This is a genomic window from Methylobacterium sp. CM6246 (genome assembly GCF_054818005.1).
The window spans coordinates 195,370-213,172 of record NZ_JBTXKY010000003.1; the positions used below are offsets into that span (position 1 = coordinate 195,370).

Annotated in this window: 13 protein-coding genes and 1 pseudogene; 8 read left to right on the forward strand and 6 right to left on the reverse strand. The window is 66.4% G+C overall.

What is annotated here, in order from left to right:
* Positions 1-762: 762 nt before the first annotated feature.
* Together ACYQPG_RS31210 and ACYQPG_RS31215 are read right to left on the reverse strand one after the other, a co-directional pair.
* Positions 763-1,635 (reverse strand): SAM-dependent methyltransferase, encoded by an 873-nt coding sequence (locus ACYQPG_RS31210; protein ID WP_461232793.1) that lies wholly within the window; start codon positions 1,633-1,635, stop codon positions 763-765.
* A 106-nt stretch (positions 1,636-1,741) separates the two neighbouring features.
* Complete coding sequence (locus tag ACYQPG_RS31215; RefSeq protein ID WP_461232794.1) at positions 1,742-3,355, reverse strand: GMC family oxidoreductase; 1,614 nt, start codon at positions 3,353-3,355, stop codon at positions 1,742-1,744.
* A gap of 642 nt (positions 3,356-3,997) precedes the next feature.
* Here ACYQPG_RS31215 and ACYQPG_RS31220 point away from each other — a divergent pair.
* The 6 genes from ACYQPG_RS31220 to ACYQPG_RS31245 all read left to right on the forward strand — a co-directional run bounded on the left by ACYQPG_RS31220 (position 3,998) and on the right by ACYQPG_RS31245 (position 9,330).
* Positions 3,998-4,678, forward strand: a complete 681-nt coding sequence (locus ACYQPG_RS31220) for a Crp/Fnr family transcriptional regulator (protein ID WP_461232795.1) — start codon at positions 3,998-4,000, stop codon at positions 4,676-4,678.
* Between the two features lie 22 nt (positions 4,679-4,700).
* Complete coding sequence (locus ACYQPG_RS31225; RefSeq protein WP_461232796.1) at positions 4,701-5,222, forward strand: FecR domain-containing protein; 522 nt, start codon at positions 4,701-4,703, stop codon at positions 5,220-5,222.
* Between the two features lie 74 nt (positions 5,223-5,296).
* Complete coding sequence (locus tag ACYQPG_RS31230; protein WP_461232797.1) at positions 5,297-7,108, forward strand: CHASE2 domain-containing protein; 1,812 nt, start codon at positions 5,297-5,299, stop codon at positions 7,106-7,108.
* A 95-nt stretch (positions 7,109-7,203) separates the two neighbouring features.
* On the forward strand, positions 7,204-7,536 hold the full coding sequence (locus ACYQPG_RS31235) for a hypothetical protein (protein WP_461232798.1): 333 nt from the start codon (positions 7,204-7,206) through the stop codon (positions 7,534-7,536).
* 357 nt (positions 7,537-7,893) lie between these two features.
* Positions 7,894-9,129, forward strand: coding sequence for a DUF3095 domain-containing protein (locus tag ACYQPG_RS31240; protein ID WP_461232799.1), 1,236 nt, complete (start codon positions 7,894-7,896; stop codon positions 9,127-9,129).
* Positions 9,130-9,156: 27 nt separating this feature from the next.
* Positions 9,157-9,330: a hypothetical protein gene (locus ACYQPG_RS31245; protein WP_461232800.1), complete on the forward strand. Its 174-nt coding sequence runs from the start codon at positions 9,157-9,159 to the stop codon at positions 9,328-9,330.
* Between the two features lie 131 nt (positions 9,331-9,461).
* Here the strand turns inward: ACYQPG_RS31245 and ACYQPG_RS31250 are convergent, their stop codons facing one another.
* Both ACYQPG_RS31250 and ACYQPG_RS31255 read right to left on the reverse strand, forming a co-directional pair.
* Entirely contained in the window at positions 9,462-11,228 is a 1,767-nt protein-coding gene (locus ACYQPG_RS31250) for a monovalent cation:proton antiporter-2 (CPA2) family protein (RefSeq protein ID WP_461232801.1), read from the reverse strand.
* 104 nt (positions 11,229-11,332) lie between these two features.
* Complete coding sequence (locus ACYQPG_RS31255) at positions 11,333-12,271, reverse strand: pirin family protein (RefSeq protein WP_461232802.1); 939 nt, start codon at positions 12,269-12,271, stop codon at positions 11,333-11,335.
* A gap of 673 nt (positions 12,272-12,944) precedes the next feature.
* Here ACYQPG_RS31255 and ACYQPG_RS31260 point away from each other — a divergent pair.
* A pseudogene (locus ACYQPG_RS31260) lies at positions 12,945-13,648 on the forward strand (IS5 family transposase).
* 202 nt (positions 13,649-13,850) lie between these two features.
* On the opposite strand, the gene ACYQPG_RS31265 reads toward ACYQPG_RS31260, so the two are convergent.
* Together ACYQPG_RS31265 and ACYQPG_RS31270 are read right to left on the reverse strand one after the other, a co-directional pair.
* Positions 13,851-14,066: a hypothetical protein gene (locus ACYQPG_RS31265; protein ID WP_461232803.1), complete on the reverse strand. Its 216-nt coding sequence runs from the start codon at positions 14,064-14,066 to the stop codon at positions 13,851-13,853.
* Positions 14,067-14,583: 517 nt separating this feature from the next.
* On the reverse strand, positions 14,584-14,916 hold the full coding sequence (locus ACYQPG_RS31270; RefSeq protein ID WP_461232804.1) for a hypothetical protein: 333 nt from the start codon (positions 14,914-14,916) through the stop codon (positions 14,584-14,586).
* A gap of 582 nt (positions 14,917-15,498) precedes the next feature.
* Here ACYQPG_RS31270 and ACYQPG_RS31275 point away from each other — a divergent pair.
* Positions 15,499-17,766 (forward strand): CDC48 family AAA ATPase, encoded by a 2,268-nt coding sequence (locus ACYQPG_RS31275; RefSeq protein ID WP_461232805.1) that lies wholly within the window; start codon positions 15,499-15,501, stop codon positions 17,764-17,766.
* Positions 17,767-17,803 lie beyond the last annotated feature (37 nt).

Here is a 17,803-nt window from a genome sequence, read left to right on the forward strand (position 1 = left end):
GCGATTATGTCGGCGTCCAGTGCCAGACGTTCGATTTGCGTTTCGCACAACAGCTCGAGCCTTCGTTCCCTGGTAGCCGCGACTGCGTGCGTCTGACGTGCGCTTGGCAGCCAATGTGCAATCTCATCGAGAATGAAAATCCGAATAAGCTCGACCCGGACCGGTCCGAACTTTCTGACGCTAGCGATCTCGTCCGGGGAAGACTGAGCTAAATGAGATAGGTCGCGAAATCCTGCTTTGCGCAGGCGCGCTCGGAGGGAAGCTGTCAGGAAACCGCGACCGAATCCCAAGGCTGAGAGATGCTGAATGTTGTCGGCTGAGAGGCCCTCGAACAGCGGGAGCCGCAAGCTGACCTCGTCAAAGAGGCTATCGTACCGGATGGTGCGCGTTGATCGCCTGGGCATCGCCGTCGCGCATACGGCGATTTCCGGATGTCCACAACGGTCGGTCGCCGCTGGCATTCGGAAGCGCTGCTTGCCTGCGATCTGATCGCGTTAGAAAGGGCGAGATTGGCCGATACCCACCGGTCCGCTTTGGGGGGCAACTGCACGGGAGCGGCCACTCGAAGCGGTTCAGGCAGAGGCCTCAGAGTACGCGCCATCAACCGGATCGCTGCTTCGAAAGTCATTCGAAGGCGCGACGCGGCAGCGCCTCTCGCGCTACCCGATCTTCGGTCCAGATTGCGCTGCCTTTAGACCCGGCCGGTACTGGCTGGCTCAATGCGCCGCATCGCGGCAGGCCACCGCCTCGACGGAAAGCGTTCTAAGCGCGTCGTCCGATCACGAGCGTGACCGGCTGTCCCGCACAGGTCTCGATGGCGGTAAACTCACGGGAGCGAAGTTCAGCCTCCATAGCAGCACACGACCATAGGTGGCCGCCGCTTCGGGCCAGCCGCAGGGCTGCAAGCGCGGCGCCGACCGGATCCGGAGGCGGAGCGTAGAGCCCGACAACAAGGTATCCCTTCGGCTCGAGGGCAACCGTCAGCCGGTCGAGCGCCGTCCGAGCCGCGTCCGCAGAGAGGAAGGGTGCCGGAAGCCACGTCAGCGAGTAGCCGGCTGGATCATCGACCTGGGTCACATCCTGCAGGCGGAGATCGATACGGCTGCGGAATGGGCTTGCCGCCACGTTCGCACGGGCCAGTTCGAGGGCCGGCTCCCAGATGTCCAGGCCCACGACATGCAGCGAGGGCCACTGCGCTGCGGCTTCGAGAGCCATGCCGCCCACACCCGTGCCGACATCCAGTAAGCGCCCGGTGAGTGCGGCTGCAAGCGCTGGGCGCTCGGCTGCCAGGCCCGCCAAGCGTCGTACGACGACGCGCGAGGCTTGGCCTTGGGCCTGCAACATCGCAGGATCGCGGACCTGCCAAACCGGCGGTCGTTCCAGACACTCCAACAGATCCCGCGCTTCTTGCAGGGCGTGCGTGACAGATGCCAGGGACGCGAATATCTGCGCCTGATCAAGGTCGTCGAGGCCGCCGGGCACCACGGCGGCAACCACGTCGAGCAACCGGCGCGCGACTTCGGGATGAACGTCCGGTGCCTCTTGCCGCAGGCGTAAGGCTGCACCGATCGCGGCAAGGCTTCTTGCCTCATCGCCCATCTGCCGCAGCTTGCGTTCAAGAGTTTGGAAAGTCATTCGCGACCGCCAGTCTGATGATCACTACGACGAAGTGTGGCGCCAGAAGGAGAAGAACGCGGCCCGGCAGCCTCAGAACCATGCCGGGCCGCGACCCGCAGGGTGATCACAGGCCGTGAGCCCGGGCGATCAGCTGTGCCGCCCGCTCTCCGATGATGGCGCAAGGGGCCTGAATGTTTCCCGCCGTCACACGCGGCATGATCGAAGCATCCGCGATGCGCAGAGCGTCGATACCGTAGACGTTCAACGATGCATCGACCACCGATAGGGCATCGCGGCCCATCTTGGCCGTACAGCTCTGGTGCCAATAGGTCACGGCAGCATCACGGATGAAGTCTTCGAGCGCGTCTCCCTTGATGTCGCCCGGCACGGCCTCTCCGCGGACATGCGGCCGAAACGCCTGAGCGTTGCCCAGCGCGCGGCACAGATCCACGCAGGCGACAGCCGTCGACATATCGGCGGGATCGGACATCATGTTGGCCTCGATCGCCAACGGCACCAAGGGGTCGGCACTCGTCAGCCGAAGCCGGCCGCGGCTCGCTGGGTGCGCCAGACCGGCGAACATGGTCCAGCCCTGCGCGGGCACGCCGCGCGCCGCGGTCCGATCGCTCGGCACGGGAAATTCGACCTGGCAGAAGAGCACATCCGGCGCATCGAGCCCGGGGCGGCTCGTCCAGTACAGGGTCGCCTCGCTGCCGCTGTTACGGGGGGCGATGGGTTCGGCATACTCCCAGATGCATCCGAACGAGACGTGGTCCTGAAAATTCTGTCCGACGCCCGGCAGGTGCTGCACCACCGGGATGCCGAAGCGCGTCAGCTCCGCCTGGTCCCCGATGCCGGAATGCATCAGAACCTTGGGCGTCTGGATGGCGCCCAGCGACAGCACCACCTCGGCCCGGGCTCTGATCTCCAGGACCTGCCCGGCGCGAACCACTTCGACGCCGACCGCGCGCTGCTGCTCGAACAGGACGCGCCGCACGGTCGTGTCGGTGAGGACCGTCAGGTTGGGGCGGCCGAGCCAAGGGTGGACATAGGCCCGGTAGAGCGATTGGCGCCGGCCGTCGCGAACCAGCATGTCTGAGATCGCGGCGCCGCCCGGCCCCTCCATCATCACGCCGTTCGGATGCGCGAACGTCGGGATGCCGACCTCGCGGGCCGCATCGAGCATCGCGTGTGCGATGGGGCTGGGATCCGAGGCGGGCTGGACCCAGACCGGTCCGGCATCGCCGCGATACCGAGGATCGGGTGAACCCTGCCAGTTCTCGATACGACGATAGATCTGGAGGACGTTGTCGTAACTCCACCCCGCATCGCCAGCCTCTGCAGCGAAGTAGTCCCAGTCACTGCGGTGTCCGCGCGCCCAGACCATCACGTTGATGCTGGAGCCGCCCCCGAGACCTTTGCCCATCGACATCGACAGGGCGCGATTGTTCAGGTGCGGGTTCGGCTGCGCCTGAAATCCCCAATCCCGCTCGCTGCCCAAGTTGGCCGGCCATTGTGCAGGGTCGAGCACCGTCTCGGCATCGTCGCTCCCTCCGGCTTCGATCAGCAGCACGTGCAGGTCGGGATTTTCTGCGAGGCGCCGCGCCACGACCGAGCCCGAGGATCCGGCTCCGCAAATGATGACATCGTATTGCGACCGCAGCTCGGCGACCAGGCGCTGCTGGTTCTCCTGCGCGCGCCGGGATGAATCGCGGTCCTCGCGACGAGACTGGCTCATGATAGGCAACATCCTTCTTCTGCTCCGCAGCCGTTGCTGAGAAACGGCACGGTTTATTCCGCCAACACTGCGGGTCTCGCGAAATTTATCCTAATCCGCAGGAATTCGGGTGGATGTTCCATGCCTTCGACCTCCGCGACTGTGATCGTCGTCACACCGGAAGCGCGGGCTGAAGTTCACGAGGGCCTGTTCGCTTCGGCCCCCGAATGCGTTACAGAGATCTTCGCGGTTCTGCAGGCCGCGCGTCTCATGAGAGGCTCCGTTCACCCCCACGCGATTGTCGTCGATCTTGCGGTCGGAGATGCGTCTTAGTCCGATCTTCTGCAAAGCCTCGTGGCGAACCGATCCTCGGTCACAGCCGCATCCTGGCTCTAGGAACTTCCAACCGAGCAGGGCCGTCCGGAGGTTCAGCGGGCGACCTGGATCGAGTCACCCCGAGAGGCGGTGGCAGCCACACGCCGATCGCTGGCCAATAGCTGGGCCTTGTGGGACGGGGTGGCGAGCCGCGCTGTGAGATTTGTCACGGACCCGCCGGCCGGTCAGAGGCGACACGGTGCGGCGTCATGCTGACACGAGGCTGCGCCGCGGAAAACTTTGCGGAGCGCACACGAGCCTGGGTCGGCGCAGTCGAGAGAGGATGTCGTGATCGCGCCGAACAGGCTTGTCGGGCTCTTGGCCGCCAACGCGTTCTTCGCCGAGCTGGGCCAAGACGCTCTTCAAGCCATCGCCGGCCTTTGCCGGATGCGTAGCGTTGCGCGTCACGAGATCCTCTTCCAGAAGGGGGATCCAGGCGATGACCTCTACGCGATCCGTCGCGGGCAGATCCGCATTGCCACCGGCACCGAGGACGGGCGGTCCGTGACGCTCAACCTCCTCGGCCCGGGCGATGTCTTCGGCGAGATCGCCCTGCTCGATGGCCATGCCCGCACCGCAGAGGCCATCGCGCTCGAGGCGACGGATCTCTTCGTCATCGACCGGCGGGATTTCCTCGAACTCCTGTCGCACGACGCGACCCTGGCGGCGCGGATCATCGGCTTCCTGTGTCGACGGTTGCGCTGGATGAGCGAGCGCATGGAGGAGGCCACGCTCCTTCCCCTCGATGCTCGGCTGGCGCGGCGTCTGGTTATGCTGTCAGAGGATTACGGCGCAGAAATCCAGGTGACACAGCAAGAGCTCGCCGCGTACGTTGGTGCGGCGCGGGAAAGCGTCAATCGCGTCCTTCAGGATTGGCGTCGGTCCGGCATCATCGATCTTGGGCGCTCACGCGTGCGTGTGAAGGTCGCGCCGCGTCTGGCGGCCCTCGGCGAGCCCTCACGGATCTGAGGCGACGGAAGGGATCCACCATATGAGGCCTCTCGCGCGAGTCGCGGCCGCATTCGCGGCCGTCGTCGTCCCGGTCACCGCCCACGCCCAGACGCGCTGTACGGAATCGACCCGCTTCGACCCGCCTCTGCGGATCCTGCGATGCACCGACGGTCTCACCCTCGAAGCCGAGCGAGGGGCCCCGTTACGGCCCGTGGATCGGGATGGCGACGGGCAGCTTGAGGGGGCGGAGATCAACGGCAGCGCCGTACTCGTGACCCTGCCACCGCCCTCGAACACGCGGCGGGGCGGCTTCCAGATCCTCACCCCCCACGCCATCGCCTCCGTGCGCGGCACGATGTACGCCGTCGATGTGACCACCGCCAAGACGTCGGTTTTCGTGGCCCGGGGCCGCGTCGCCGTCGCGCGCCGGAACACCCCGGCCGTGGCCGTCACACTGGGCCCGGGTGAGGGCGTCGATGTCGGTGAGGATCAGGGCCCCCTGGACGTGCGACGGTGGCCGCAGGAGCGCGTCAAAAGCCTGCTCGAGCGCTTCGGGCGGTGAGAGCCGCGGGTCTGAAGCCGGGACCTGAGTCGATCCCAACCTCCCGGCGGACCAAGCGAGGCTTCGCCCTCCTCGTGTTCGTGGCCGCGCTGGGGTGGAGCGGCTGGCTCGCGCACCTGCACATCGCCGGACAGGCGACGCCGCTCGATTACGTGGAGGCGGCGGCGACGGACCTGCGCATGCGGCTGGCCGGTCCGCGCACGCCGCCCAATGATGTCGCGATCGTCGCCATCGACGACGCGATCGTCCGTCGGGAAGGAGGCTTTCCCGTCTCGCGCGCGACGATGGCGCGGTTGATCGAAGCGATCGCCACCGCCCACCCCCGCGCGCTCGCCGTCGATGTCCTGTTCCTGGAAGACGGGCGCCAGCCGGAGGCGGATCGTGCCCTCGCCGCCGCCCTCCGCAAGCTGCCTGCCGTCCTGGCGGCGGCAGCCGTGTTCGACGAGGCCACGAACGAGGGGGGCATCCCGGTCGCCACCGCCGTGCACCGCCCGATCCCGGCGATCGGCGCGGCCGCGCTGACGGGACTCGTCAACCTTTCCGAGGACGCCGCCGGCGTTCCGCGGCACCTTCCTCTCGTTGCCAGGGCGGACGGTGGCGTTGCGGCTCATTTTGTCCTGCGCACAGCGGCCCTGGCCGCCCGAAGCGATCCGGTCCTGACCGAGGGACAGGTACGCATCGGGCCTGCCGTCATCCGGCTCGACCTCGGCTATCATCTTCCGCTCCGTCCCTACGGGCCGCGGCGCACGATCCAGACCGTGAGCGCCGCCGCACTTCTCGATGGCACGGCTCCGGTCGCCGCTCTGGCGGACCGTATCGTCGTGATCGGCGCGACGGCGCTCGGGGGCAGCGACACCTTCGCGACGGCGTTCGATCCCGTGATGCCCGGCGTCGAACTGCTCGCGACCGGCATCGCCCATCTGACCACGGGCGACGGGCTCGTGCGCGATGCGCGCGTTCGGCGGCTCGACGGGGTGGCGGCCGTGGTTCTCGCGGGCGCTGCCGTGCTCCTGATCGCGCTGGCCCCTCCACTCCCGGCAGCCATCCTCGTGATCCTCCTCCTGGCCGCCTGGTTCGCTCTGGGCACCGTCGCCTTCAGCCAGGGCATCTGGCTGAGCGCCGCCCTGCCGCTCGCAGCCGCTGGCCTCCCGACGCTCCTATGCGCGGTGGCCCGCCAGACGCTGGATCGCCGCCAGGGCCTGAGGCTCGCGCGATCGGAGCAGGCCCTGCGCCGGCTTCAACCCGCCGCGCTCGCGGAACGGCTCGCCTGGGACCCGACTTATCTGGCTGCACCGCTTACGCGCGAGATCCCGGTGCTCTTCATCGATCTGACCGGCTTCACCGGCCAGAGTGAGCGCCTCGGCCCGGTCCGCACCCGTGCCCTCCTCAAGACGTTCCACGATCTCGTGGACGAGACCGCCTCGTCGCACAACGGTCTCGTCGTCAACTTCATGGGCGACGGTGCGATGGTCGTGTTCGGCGCGCTGGACCCCGATCCCGCGCAGGCGGAAAACGCCGTGTGGGCAGCCGGTGATCTCATCGCGCGCACCCGCGATTGGATCGAGCGCGATCCCGAACTGGCGGGCGCCGGACGTGCGCTCGACGTGCGGATCGGCGCGCATTCCGGACCGGCGATCCTATCGCGTCTCGGCAGCGACACCAATCAGCAGGTCACGGCGACGGGCGATACCGTCAACGTCGCGAGCCGCCTGCTGGCCGTGGCGTCGGAGGCCAAGGCCCGCCTCGCCGTCAGCGCCGATCTCCTGACGGCTGCCGGCATCGTTGAGCCGGGCGGCCTCTTCGACGAGCGGCGGATAGCGGCCATCCGTGGACGGTCCCAACCCATCGAGGTTTGGTTGAAGCGCGAGCCTGCGCCCCTGCCGTAGATCCCGCGCCGCGCGTCCGGGTCTTTGTGACCGGGGTCACAGCGGCCGGCCATCGTCGGGCGCAACGTGCTGTCACCCCAACAGGGAGAAGCACGATGAAGACGATTTCGACGAAGACGATGATGGTCGCGGGTCTCGCGCTCGCGACACTGGCCGGCGGTGCTGCCAGCGCCGACGCCCGCGGGGTCGGTCACGGCGGCTTCGGCCATCACGGCGGGTTCGGCCATCATGGCGGCTTCGGCCATCGCGGATACGGGTACGGCGGGTTCGGCCACCATCAATACTTCCACCACCGTGGCGTCCGTCGGCGCTTCGGTGGGTTCGACTGGGGTTATCCCGCGGGCAGCTACTTCCTCAGCTCGGCTTTCGGGGATTGCCGCTTCGTCTACAACCCTTTGTTCTTCGGACACGAGCGCGTCTGTAGCTGACCAAGCATCCATCCCGGCTCATTGAGCCCTCGGCCAGAGACCGGCCGCCGCTGCACACGCAGCGGCGGCCGGTCGGCCCATCTCGTGACACCACCGCCTGCTGCGACGAGGGACTGAGTGACGGCACCCCCGCCCCATTCGTCCCGAAGACACCGCGCGAATATCGAAACGCGAACCGCAAGCGCGTTAGAGGTGTGGCTCGCTCCTGCGCGGAGCGGTCGCGAGTGTGTCGCCACCGTAGCGCGTTCGCCTGAAAGCGTGCACGTAACCGTGGTGATGGTGGTTCCACCGAGGATGATGTCGGTGCCGGGATCCGGGCGCGTCACGCGGCCGGAGGCTGCGCCGGGGAGCAGGGCGATGGCGGCGATGCGGAAATCGGCAGGTACAGCTCGGCAGGGCGGGGCCGCCATCCGCCGCACGGCCCCTGATTTCTACGGAAGCCTGCCCCGGTTCACCGCCTTCTCCAGCCTAATGGATCCAGGCCTGTATCGGCCGCTGCCCGCGACCTGGTGGCTCGGTGTGGCCGATGTCGTCCGCTCCCAGCAGCAGATCGGGCTCGGCCGCTACAAGGCGGTCAATGCGGCCGGCGCCGCCACCATCGCGGCCGTTTCGAATGCCCTCGGCCGGCGCGAGTTCCCCTTCGTTTTCGGCGGTGACGGAGCAAGCCTCGCCATTGCCTCGGAAGACGTTGACACCGCCAGAGACGCGCTGGCGGCAACGGCCGTCTGGGTCCGTGAGGCGCTGCAACTCGAGCTGCGCACCGCTCTCCTGCCGGTCGCAGCCGTGCGCGATCGCGGGCTTGACGTGCGCGTCGCGCGCTACGCGCCCAGTCCCCACGTGTCCTACGCCATGTTCAGCGGAGGCGGCCTTCCCTGGGCAGAAGCCGCCATGAAGGCCGGCGACTATGCCGTCGCGCCGGCCGAGCCCGGCAGCCAGCCTGACCTGACCGGCCTCTCCTGCCGCTGGCAGGAGATCCGTCCCCGCCACGCGTTGATGCTCTCGCTCATGCTTGTGCCGCAGCACAGCGGCGACGCGCCGGCCTTCCGGCAACTCGTGCAGGAGATCCTGCACAGCCTGGATATCAGTGACGAGGTCGCACGTCCGATGCAGGATGAGGGACCGCAGATGCGCGGACCGTGGGCGGGGCTGGATCTTGAACTGCGCGCCGTGCCGGGCTCTCGTAGGAGCCGCCTCTGGCGCAAGCTTCGCCTCGTAGCACGATCAATTCCGGAATACCTGATCTATCGCACAGGCTTGAGGTTAGGAGCGTTCGATCCCGCGGTGCTTCGGCACGAGATCGTCGGGAACACGGACTTCCGCAAATACGATGATGCGCTGCGGATGACACTGGACTGCACCGAGGTCTTCGCGGATCAGCTGGAGGCGCAGCTCACCGCTGCCGAGGCGCAGGGGATCTGCCATTTCGGCCTGGAGCGGCAATTGGCTGCGCAGTTGACCTGCATCAGCCCTCCGGTGCCCGGCAGCGGGCACATGCACTTCATCGATGGCGCTGGCGGAGGCTACGCCGCGGCCGCCGCAAGGCTGAAAGGTCGGGCGGCAAGCATCGGGGCCGTGGTGCCGAGCAACCCGTGAGGGGGCTGTGAAGCGTGGCTGCTCCGGATGAAGCGCGGGCGCTCGGGACGACCTCCTCGATCGGTGTTCAAGATCATTGTGCAGCACCGCATCAGCGAGCGTTTGGTCGATGGCGGGACCTTCGCGGTCAGCGCCAGCCTGATCCGTGCCGATGCCTGCGAGCGGCGACCGGTCGAAGGCGCGAAAATCTTCACCGTGTAGGAGCTTTTCCGGCCCGGGATCTTTTCTGATGGGATGTCCGCTTCGGCGCTTTCTCGAAACGGGCTGAATGACCGAGATGGGCGCGGCGCCGAACGTCCGCTTCCTGGCCAAGTACCAAGTCGCTTGCAGTGCTAACCTACCATGTGCGCCGAGCCTTCCATGTTGCCTTGGAGCAGTTCTCGACCAGCGTAGATGCCGCCCACGACTTCCAGATCGAGCCGCTCCGTGTCGCGACGGCGAACCTGCTCCATGATCGCGCTCGCCACTTCAGGCTCGGCCCCGACCGTCAGGAGCGCCTGCTTGCCCAGTGCCAGGGCTGACTCGGCCGTCTCGCGGATCTGGTAGGCTACTCCGGCCTCAATGAGCGCGACCGCATGTTCCCGGTCGCGGGCGCGGGCGAGAACCGGCACCAGGGGGAACTCGGCCTTCGCGAGTTCGGCGATGCGCTTTGCCATCGCGGGATCGTCGACGCAGATCAGGATCGCCCGTGCGGTCTCGGCGCCCGCCGCGCGCAGGATGTCGAGCCGGGTGCCGTCGCCGTAATAGACCTTGAAGCCGAAGCCTTCGGCAAGGCGTATGTTCTGGGCGTTCGTGTCGATGATCGATACGGAGCAGCCCTGCGAGATCAGCGGCTGGCTGGCGATCTGCCCGAAGCGGCCGAACCCGACGATCAGGGCGCTCCCGACGAGGTCCTCCGGCGCATCAACGCCGTCAGTCGAGGTCACCGCCTTCGGCACGAGCCGGTCGAAGGCGATCACCATCAAGGGCGTGATCGCCATCGACAGGATGACGGTCGCGGTCAGGACGGAGTTGGTCGTGCCGTCGATGATGCCCGCGCTTGCGGCCGCCGCGTAGAGGACGAAGGCGAATTCGCCGCCCTGGGCCATCAGGGCCGCGCGCTCCAGCGATTCGGCGTGCGAGGCGCGCAAGAGCCGGGCGACACTGTAGATGAGCAGGGCTTTGACGGCCATGTAGGCGGCGACGCCCATGAGGATTAGGCCCGTATTCGCCGCGATCACGGTTAGGTCGAGCGACATGCCGACGCCGAGGAAGAATAAGCCGAGCAGGATACCGCGAAACGGCTCGACATCTGCCTCTAGTTGGTGGCGGAAGCTCGACTCTGAGAGGAGCACGCCGGCCAGGAAGGCGCCCATCGCCATGGAGAGGCCGCCGAGTTGCATCGCGAGCGCCGAGCCGAGCACTACCAGAAGAGCCGCAGCCGTCATTACCTCCCGCGCCTTAGCGGCAGCGAGGATACGGAACAGCGGGTTGAGCAGCCAGCGACCCGCGGCCACAAGCGCCGCGACCGAGCCCAGGGCGATGGCGATTGCGACAGCGCGCTCCGTCCCGCTCGACTCGACGCCGCCTGGCGCGAGCAGCGCGACGATGGCGAGGAGGGGAACGATGGCGAGGTCTTCGAGCAGCAGGATCGCCACGATCCGCTGGCCCTTCGGCGTGGAGAGTGCGCGGCGCTCCTCCAGCAGTTGCATGACGATGGCGGTCGAGGTCAGCACGAAGCCGGTGCCGGCCACGAAGGCCACGGTGACTGAGAACCCCAGGCCGATCCCGACCAGGGTGAGGGCGGCGATGCAGGCACCGACCTGAACAAGGCCGAGCCCGAAGATCGCCCGGCGCATGCCCCAGAGCCGGGAGGGCTCCATCTCTAGCCCGATGATGAAGAGGAACATCACAACGCCGAGTTCGGCGACGTGCAGGATGGCGTGGGCGTCATTGAACAGGCCGAGGCCGAAGGGGCCGATAGCCAGCCCCGCCAGAAGATAGCCGAGGACCGAGCCGAGGCCGAGCCGCTTGAACAGCGGCACGGCGACGACCCCCGCCGCCAGCAGGGCGACGACTTGCACGAGATCGCTTCCCGCGCCGGACGCTTCGACAGCCATGGCGTTGTCCAACCTCGTGCGTGCGGGAGCGCCCGCGATGGTCCGCGGAACCTTGTATGAGCCGCGATCACGCCGCCGTGAACGGGGGCGGCGCTGGCGTCAACTCACGGATAGCGGACCGGAGGCGGATCCTCGGGCAGTGGGATGAACTCGGCATCGTTCGGCACAGTATCGAACCGGCCCTGGCGCCAATCCTCCTTGGCCTGTGCGATCCGCTCGGGCCGCGAGGATACGAAATTCCACCATAGGTGACGCGGCCCGTCCATCGGCTCGCCGCCGAGTACCATGAACCGGGCAGCTTCCGTGGCGCGGATGCTGATGCGGTCACCGGGGCGGAATACCAACAGTTGCCCGGGCCCAAAGCCGTCGCCGGCGATCTCGATAGCGCCCGAGACCGTGTAGATTGCCCGCTCGTCGTAGGTCGGATCAAGGGGGAGCACAGCGCCCGCCTCCAGCGCCACGTCGGCGTAGACCATTGGACTTGAGGTCCGCACCGGCGAGCGCGCCCCAAAGGCCTCGCCCGCGATCAGCCGGACAGTCTTGCCCTCGCCGGTCAGGACCGGTAGCGACGGCGCGTCGTAGTGCTCAAAGGCTGGCGCCGTCTCCTCGTCCTTTGAACTCAGGGCAACCCAGCTCTGGATCCCGAACAGTTTCGAGCCGGTCTGCCGAAGGGTCGGTGCGGTGCGCTCGGAGTGGGTGATGCCGCGTCCGGCGGTCATCCAGTTCAACTCGCCCGGCCGGATCGGCAGCGCGGTACCGAGGCTGTCGCGATGCATGATCTCGCCGTCGAACAGGTAGGTGACGGTCGAGAGACCGATATGCGGGTGGGGCCGCACGTCCATCCCGGTGCCGAGCAGGAACTCGGAGGGGCCCATCTGGTCGAAGAAGATAAACGGCCCGACCATCCGACACTCGGTCGAGGGCAATGCGCGGCGCACTGCGAAGGAGCCGAGGTCCCGCGAGCGCGGGACGATCAAGGTCTGGATCGCGTCGCAGCTGAAATGGTCGCCCGGAACCGGATCATCCGCACTGTGCCAGCTCATCACTCTTTCTCCTGTTTTGGCCAAGCCCGACCGGGTGAGACGGGATGCGCCCTGACGACGCGTCACCGGAAGCACATTGCGTGATCCTGTCAGCGTCGAATATGGAAACCGGCGAAACGCAACGTTTCCATTTCTGAGCGCAGACCCTTGGCCTTGGGCGGTCGTCAAGCCGTTATCGGCTGGGTCATTCGCCGGCTGCTCGTGCGGCGTCACGGATCAGGCACTGTGGTATGATCTCGCGTGTGAGGATCTCACGCCAGCAGCGATCCTCACCTGCCTGCAAGACCTAGACTGCAGGTGCGAGCCTCCACGAGGTCTGCTTGCGGGCTAACGTCGAGCAGTGCTGTACGGCAGCAATGGGCGCAAAGCCGAACGACCGCTTTTGCGCCCGTCGGCGATCCGGTGTGGCGTAGTCTGGCCGAAAGCGGAATGGCCGCTTCGGAGAACGCTCGCTGGAAAAGCGGACGGTCTTGTAGCGACCCATGCCAGTCGTGCGGAGAGCCGCCAGTGCTTCCTGAAAGCGGTCATCCGTGGCCCGCTAGGGTGTGAACCGCACCAAGCTCTTGCGAGCTTTGCGCTTTCGTGATTCAGGGCCGCCGCGTGCAGCACGGAGGCGACGATGGCGGAGCTGTTCTGGCTCTCGGATGCGCAGTGGGCGGTGATCGAACCGTTCATGCCGAAGGATCAACCCGGACCGGCGCGCAAGGACGACCGGCAGATCATCTCCGGCATCCTGCACGTACTCACCTCTGGCTGCCGCTGGCGCGACTGCCCGGCCGCGTATGGCCCACGTACCACCGTCTACAACCGCTTCAACAGGTGGTCACGGCGCGGCTTCTGGAAGGCCATGCTGGCGGCGATGGCCCAAGCCGGATGGTCGGGCGAGGCGACGGCCATCGACAGCACCTACGTGCGGGCGCACCGTTCGGCCCACGGCGGCAAAGGGGGGCGCGTGCGCAAGCCATCGGCCCGTCGCGCGGCGGCCAGACGACTAAGATCCACGCCCTCACCGACGTCCTCGGCCGGCCCGGCGTCCTCCTGCTGACGCCCGGCAACGCCAGCGATGTCACCACAGCTCCAGCCGTGCTGGCTGAGGCCCCCGGCCGGATCCGCCGCCTGAGCGCCGACAAGGGTTACGACGCCGATTGGCTGCGCGCTGACCTGCGCGCGAAGGGCATCACGCCGATCATCCCGGGCAAGCGCGGTCGGAAGAAGAGGATCCGCCACGACAAGCGCCGCTACCGCGAACGCTGGCGGATCGAGGCGACCTTCAACCGCCTCAAGGATTTCCGCCGCATCGCCACACGATACGACAAGCTCGCCCGTAACTACGCCTCAGCTGTCGCTCTCGCCGCCGTCATCGCGTTCTGGTGCTGATCGAGTCCAGACCCTAGGCAACTTCGGCTTGGGGTGGCAATCGGACCTTGACCTTTCGTCCCAAAGCGGACGTGCAACCTCCAACCGGGTCTTGCCGCTAATGCCGACGCGCGCTGTTCCCAAGCGCGGATGAAAGAGGCAGCGTTCCAATAGGGCTTGCCCATTCGGACCGTTCGGTGAGGTGACTTAACCTATTCGGCGCCTATTCAATGATGCGCTTTGGCGCGATGGGGTCGCTCGCCGGGAAGGTCTCTTCGACGGCTTCGTCGAGCAACTGGTCTTGGCGCTTCTTCAAATCCTCGTTGGGTACACGGGGCTCCGGGGCCGCATCTGCAGCTCGGTCGGGGCCGCCTTGGTTCGAGACGCGCTTACCGGGGCCGTCGGCGGCGGGTGGCTTCACTTGACCGGTGTTAGACATGGATCCCTTCCATCCCAATCCTCCTCTCCAGAGCGACTTCAGATGATGCCCGCTGTTCAGCGTAATAGCCGGATCCCCCTTACGTCAGATGCCGATTCGGCACACAGCAAGGCAGCAATCTAGGGCGAGAGCCCCATCAGCTCGACCGTGGCAGTGTTCGATCAAATCTTAGCGATGCGCAGCATGGATCAATACCAGCTTAGGTGCGGTCTGTGTTCAATGGGCATGGCCGGATTGAGGAAGCCCACTGGGCCTGGGTCGATCCGCGTAAGCCGCTGCTTCAACCGCGAACACCCAGCATCGGGCCACCATAGCCTTTGCCCTCCGCGAAGGCGCAAGCACGGCGGATAGCGTGTGTCGCAGCCGGGGCTCCTGAATGCTCCAAATCTTTGGAAGATGGAGACATGACGAAGCGTAATACACCCTTTGTGCCTGAGGTCCGCCAGCGTGCGGTCCCGTTGTAACACATTCGTTTCAGCCCGCTAGAAAGGTGCTATAAAACAAATAAAATCCACGTTTAGGGTGTTTGATTAACAACCAGTGTGTCTCCCACGCGATTGATTTTAATTGTATCTGCTTTGGAACCAAGTTTGTTTGGTGCTGAAAGCGTGATGCTTTGCCCCTGCGTCAGCACGGTCTCGAAGCGAACCGGTCGACTATCATCCTTAGTAAGCGTGATTACGATATGAAACCCGTTCTGTTCTAAGGTATAATAACCCGAGCCAGCCACATCTCCTAGGATAATACTACCACCTTGTCCAGGAGCAGGCCGGATAACGGTCTCAGCGTTTGCAGTGCTCGCCCACACAAGGATCGGGACGATAGAAGCAAGAAACGATGAAATATTCATGGTACACATCCTACTGTAAAATCCCCCACTCACCTTCATTCTTACTATCATGAACCTGTATTTCAATTACCTCACGCAATGGGACTGTAGGTTCGGCAACGGTCGTTGCGTCGAGAACACCGATAGAAAGGCACGATAGCAGGGCTGCACATCTGCACAGGCGCGCAAATTTGAACGGAAAGGTGGGAGACGTGCGTCGAGGTTAGCGTAGTGCGGGGGGCTGAAACAATGCAGGGGCGGGAACGTGACGACCTACGTCTCGCAAGACGATCCGGAAACTCCCGTAGGAGTGACGCGGTTCTAACGTCCTTGCGCATTAAGTTCTTGCTCGGCCCCAGAAAACAGCTCTTCGCGGAGAATCCCTAGGGGATCTTCCGGCTGAAACGTGTGCCGGCCGGCCCAATTCACCTCTACGTCCATAGAAGAGTACGTCATGACAGTAGCGTCGCTTCGGGCCGTCGCGACACGACGCAGCCGCCATGGTCGTCGTATCGTAGGGATTTCCTGACCCGGGCCGAATCAACCGGGGACCAGACGGTTGATCAAATGTGCTCATGACAGAGGTCCCGCCCGGGTGTTCAGATGGCTGAAGCCGAGGAGCAGGCGCTCAGATTGCAGGTCGCCAATGCACGCCCCCAGGATTCGGGGCGGGGCATCGCCCGATTGGGCCACGCGGCCCTGATCCAACTCGGCCTGCGCGAGGGCGACGTGGTCGAGATCGTCGGCAAGCGCCACACGGCGGCGATCGCGGTCGGTCCCTATGATGAAGACGAGGGCCTGAACCTCGTCCGCCTCGACGGGCTCCAGCGCGTCAATGCCGGCACGGCGAGCGGCGACCATGTCGAGATCCACCCCGCGGAGATCCGACCTGCCGCCCGCGTCACCGTCGCGCCGGCCCAGAAGAACATGCGCCTGCAGGGTTCGGGCGAGGCCCTGCGCCGCACCCTGTTCCGGCGGCCGCTGGTCTCGGGCGACGTCATCTCGACATCCACCCCGTCGCGCGCCGCGTCCGACCCGCGCGTTCCGCCGGAGTTGCGTCCCTATCTCGAGGGCCCGCCCTACGGCCTGCAGGAGATCCGCCTCGTCGTCGTCGCCACCCAGCCCCGCGGCATCGTCTACGTGGCGGAGGGGACGCAGATCGAGCTCCGGCCGCTCTTTGAGGAGCCGAAGGATGGGCGGCGCGCCGACGTCACCTACGACGATATCGGCGGCCTCGGCGACATCGTCGATCAGATCCGCGAGATGGTCGAGCTCCCCCTGCGCCACCCGGAGCTGTTCCAGCGCCTTGGCATCGACCCGCCGAAGGGCGTGCTGCTGCACGGTCCGCCCGGCACCGGGAAGACGCGGCTCGCCCGCGCCGTGGCCAACGAGACCGAGGCGCGCTTCTTCCACATCGCCGGCCCCGAGATCATGGGCAGCCGGTACGGCGAGTCCGAGCAGCGCTTGCGCGAGGTCTTCCAAGAGGCCGCCCAGAGCGCGCCCTCGATCATCTTCATCGATGAGATCGACTCGATCGCCCCGAAGCGCGAGCAGGTCACCGGCGAGGTCGAGCGGCGGATCGTGGCGCAACTCCTTACCCTGATGGACGGGCTGGAGCCGCGCCAGAACGTCGTGGTAATCGGCGCTACCAACCGGCGCGACGCCATCGACGAGGCCCTGCGCCGTCCCGGCCGCTTCGACCGCGAGATCATCATCGGCGTGCCCGATCAGCCGGGCCGGCGCGAGATCCTGGGCATCCACACCCGCGGCATGCCGCTCGCGGAGGATGTCGACCTGAATGAGGTCGCGCGCACCACCTACGGGTTCGTCGGGGCCGATCTCGGCGCGCTGGTGCGCGAGGCCGCGATGGATGCGGTGCGCCGGATCCTGCCGGCGGTGAACCTGCGCGATGGCATCCCGGCGGAGATCCTGGAGGGCCTGAGCGTCGAGCGCGACGACTTCTACTCGGCAATGAAACGGATTCAGCCCTCGGCTTTGCGCGAGATCATGATCCAGGTTCCGGACGTGACCTGGGACGATGTCGGGGGCCTGGCCGAAGCCCAGATGCGCCTGCGCGAGGGCGTCGAGCTGCCCCTGCGGTCGCCGCAGGCCTTCCGCCGCCTCGGCATCCGGCCGGCCAAGGGCTTCCTGCTGTTCGGGCCACCCGGTACCGGCAAGACGCTACTGGCCAAGGCGGTGGCGCGGGAGGCGGAGGCGAACTTCGTCGCGACGAAATCCTCCGACCTCCTGTCGAAATGGTACGGCGAATCCGAGCAGCAGGTCGCGCGTCTGTTCCAGCGGGCCCGGCAGGTTGCCCCGACGGTGATCTTCATCGACGAGATCGACAGCCTCGCACCTGTGCGGGGCGGGGCTCTCGGCGAGCCTGCCGTCACGGAGCGCGTCGTCAACACGATCCTCGCCGAGATGGATGGGCTGGAGGAACTGCAGGGCGTCGTCGTGATGGCGGCCACCAACCGCCCCAATCTGCTCGATCCGGCGTTGCTGCGCCCGGGACGGTTCGACGAACTCATCTACGTACCGGTTCCGGACATCGAGGGCCGTCGCCGGATCCTGGCCATTCATACGCAGGACATGCCGCTCGCGGACGACGTCGATCTCGACGTGATCGCGGAGCGCACCGCCCGCTTCACCGGCGCGGATCTGGAGGATCTCACCCGCCGTGCCGGACTGCTGGCCCTGCGCGAATCGCTGGAGGCTACCCAGGTGCAGCGCGCGCACTTCGAGCAGGCCACCCGCGAAACCCGGCCCTCGGTCACCCCCGAGATGGAGCGGGACTACGAGGAAATGGTGCGCACCCTGAAGCAGGAGGGCCCGCAGCGCCAACCGATCGGCTTCCTACCTCAGCGCTGAGTGCGACCTCCTCCAGGCGAACGATGCCGGCAGCGCC

Coding starts and splice junctions, on each gene's coding strand:
- ACYQPG_RS31210 (WP_461232793.1), bottom strand. CDS start 1,635: ATGACTTTCCAAACTCTTGAACGCAAGCTGCGGCAGATGGGCGATGAG.
- ACYQPG_RS31215 (WP_461232794.1), bottom strand. CDS start 3,355: ATGAGCCAGTCTCGTCGCGAGGACCGCGATTCATCCCGGCGCGCGCAG.
- ACYQPG_RS31225 (WP_461232796.1), top strand. CDS start 4,701: ATGAGGCCTCTCGCGCGAGTCGCGGCCGCATTCGCGGCCGTCGTCGTC.
- ACYQPG_RS31235 (WP_461232798.1), top strand. CDS start 7,204: ATGAAGACGATTTCGACGAAGACGATGATGGTCGCGGGTCTCGCGCTC.
- ACYQPG_RS31240 (WP_461232799.1), top strand. CDS start 7,894: ATGGCGGCGATGCGGAAATCGGCAGGTACAGCTCGGCAGGGCGGGGCC.
- ACYQPG_RS31245 (WP_461232800.1), top strand. CDS start 9,157: ATGAAGCGCGGGCGCTCGGGACGACCTCCTCGATCGGTGTTCAAGATC.
- ACYQPG_RS31250 (WP_461232801.1), bottom strand. CDS start 11,228: ATGGCTGTCGAAGCGTCCGGCGCGGGAAGCGATCTCGTGCAAGTCGTC.
- ACYQPG_RS31255 (WP_461232802.1), bottom strand. CDS start 12,271: ATGAGCTGGCACAGTGCGGATGATCCGGTTCCGGGCGACCATTTCAGC.
- ACYQPG_RS31265 (WP_461232803.1), bottom strand. CDS start 14,066: ATGTCTAACACCGGTCAAGTGAAGCCACCCGCCGCCGACGGCCCCGGT.
- ACYQPG_RS31270 (WP_461232804.1), bottom strand. CDS start 14,916: ATGAATATTTCATCGTTTCTTGCTTCTATCGTCCCGATCCTTGTGTGG.
- ACYQPG_RS31275 (WP_461232805.1), top strand. CDS start 15,499: ATGGCTGAAGCCGAGGAGCAGGCGCTCAGATTGCAGGTCGCCAATGCA.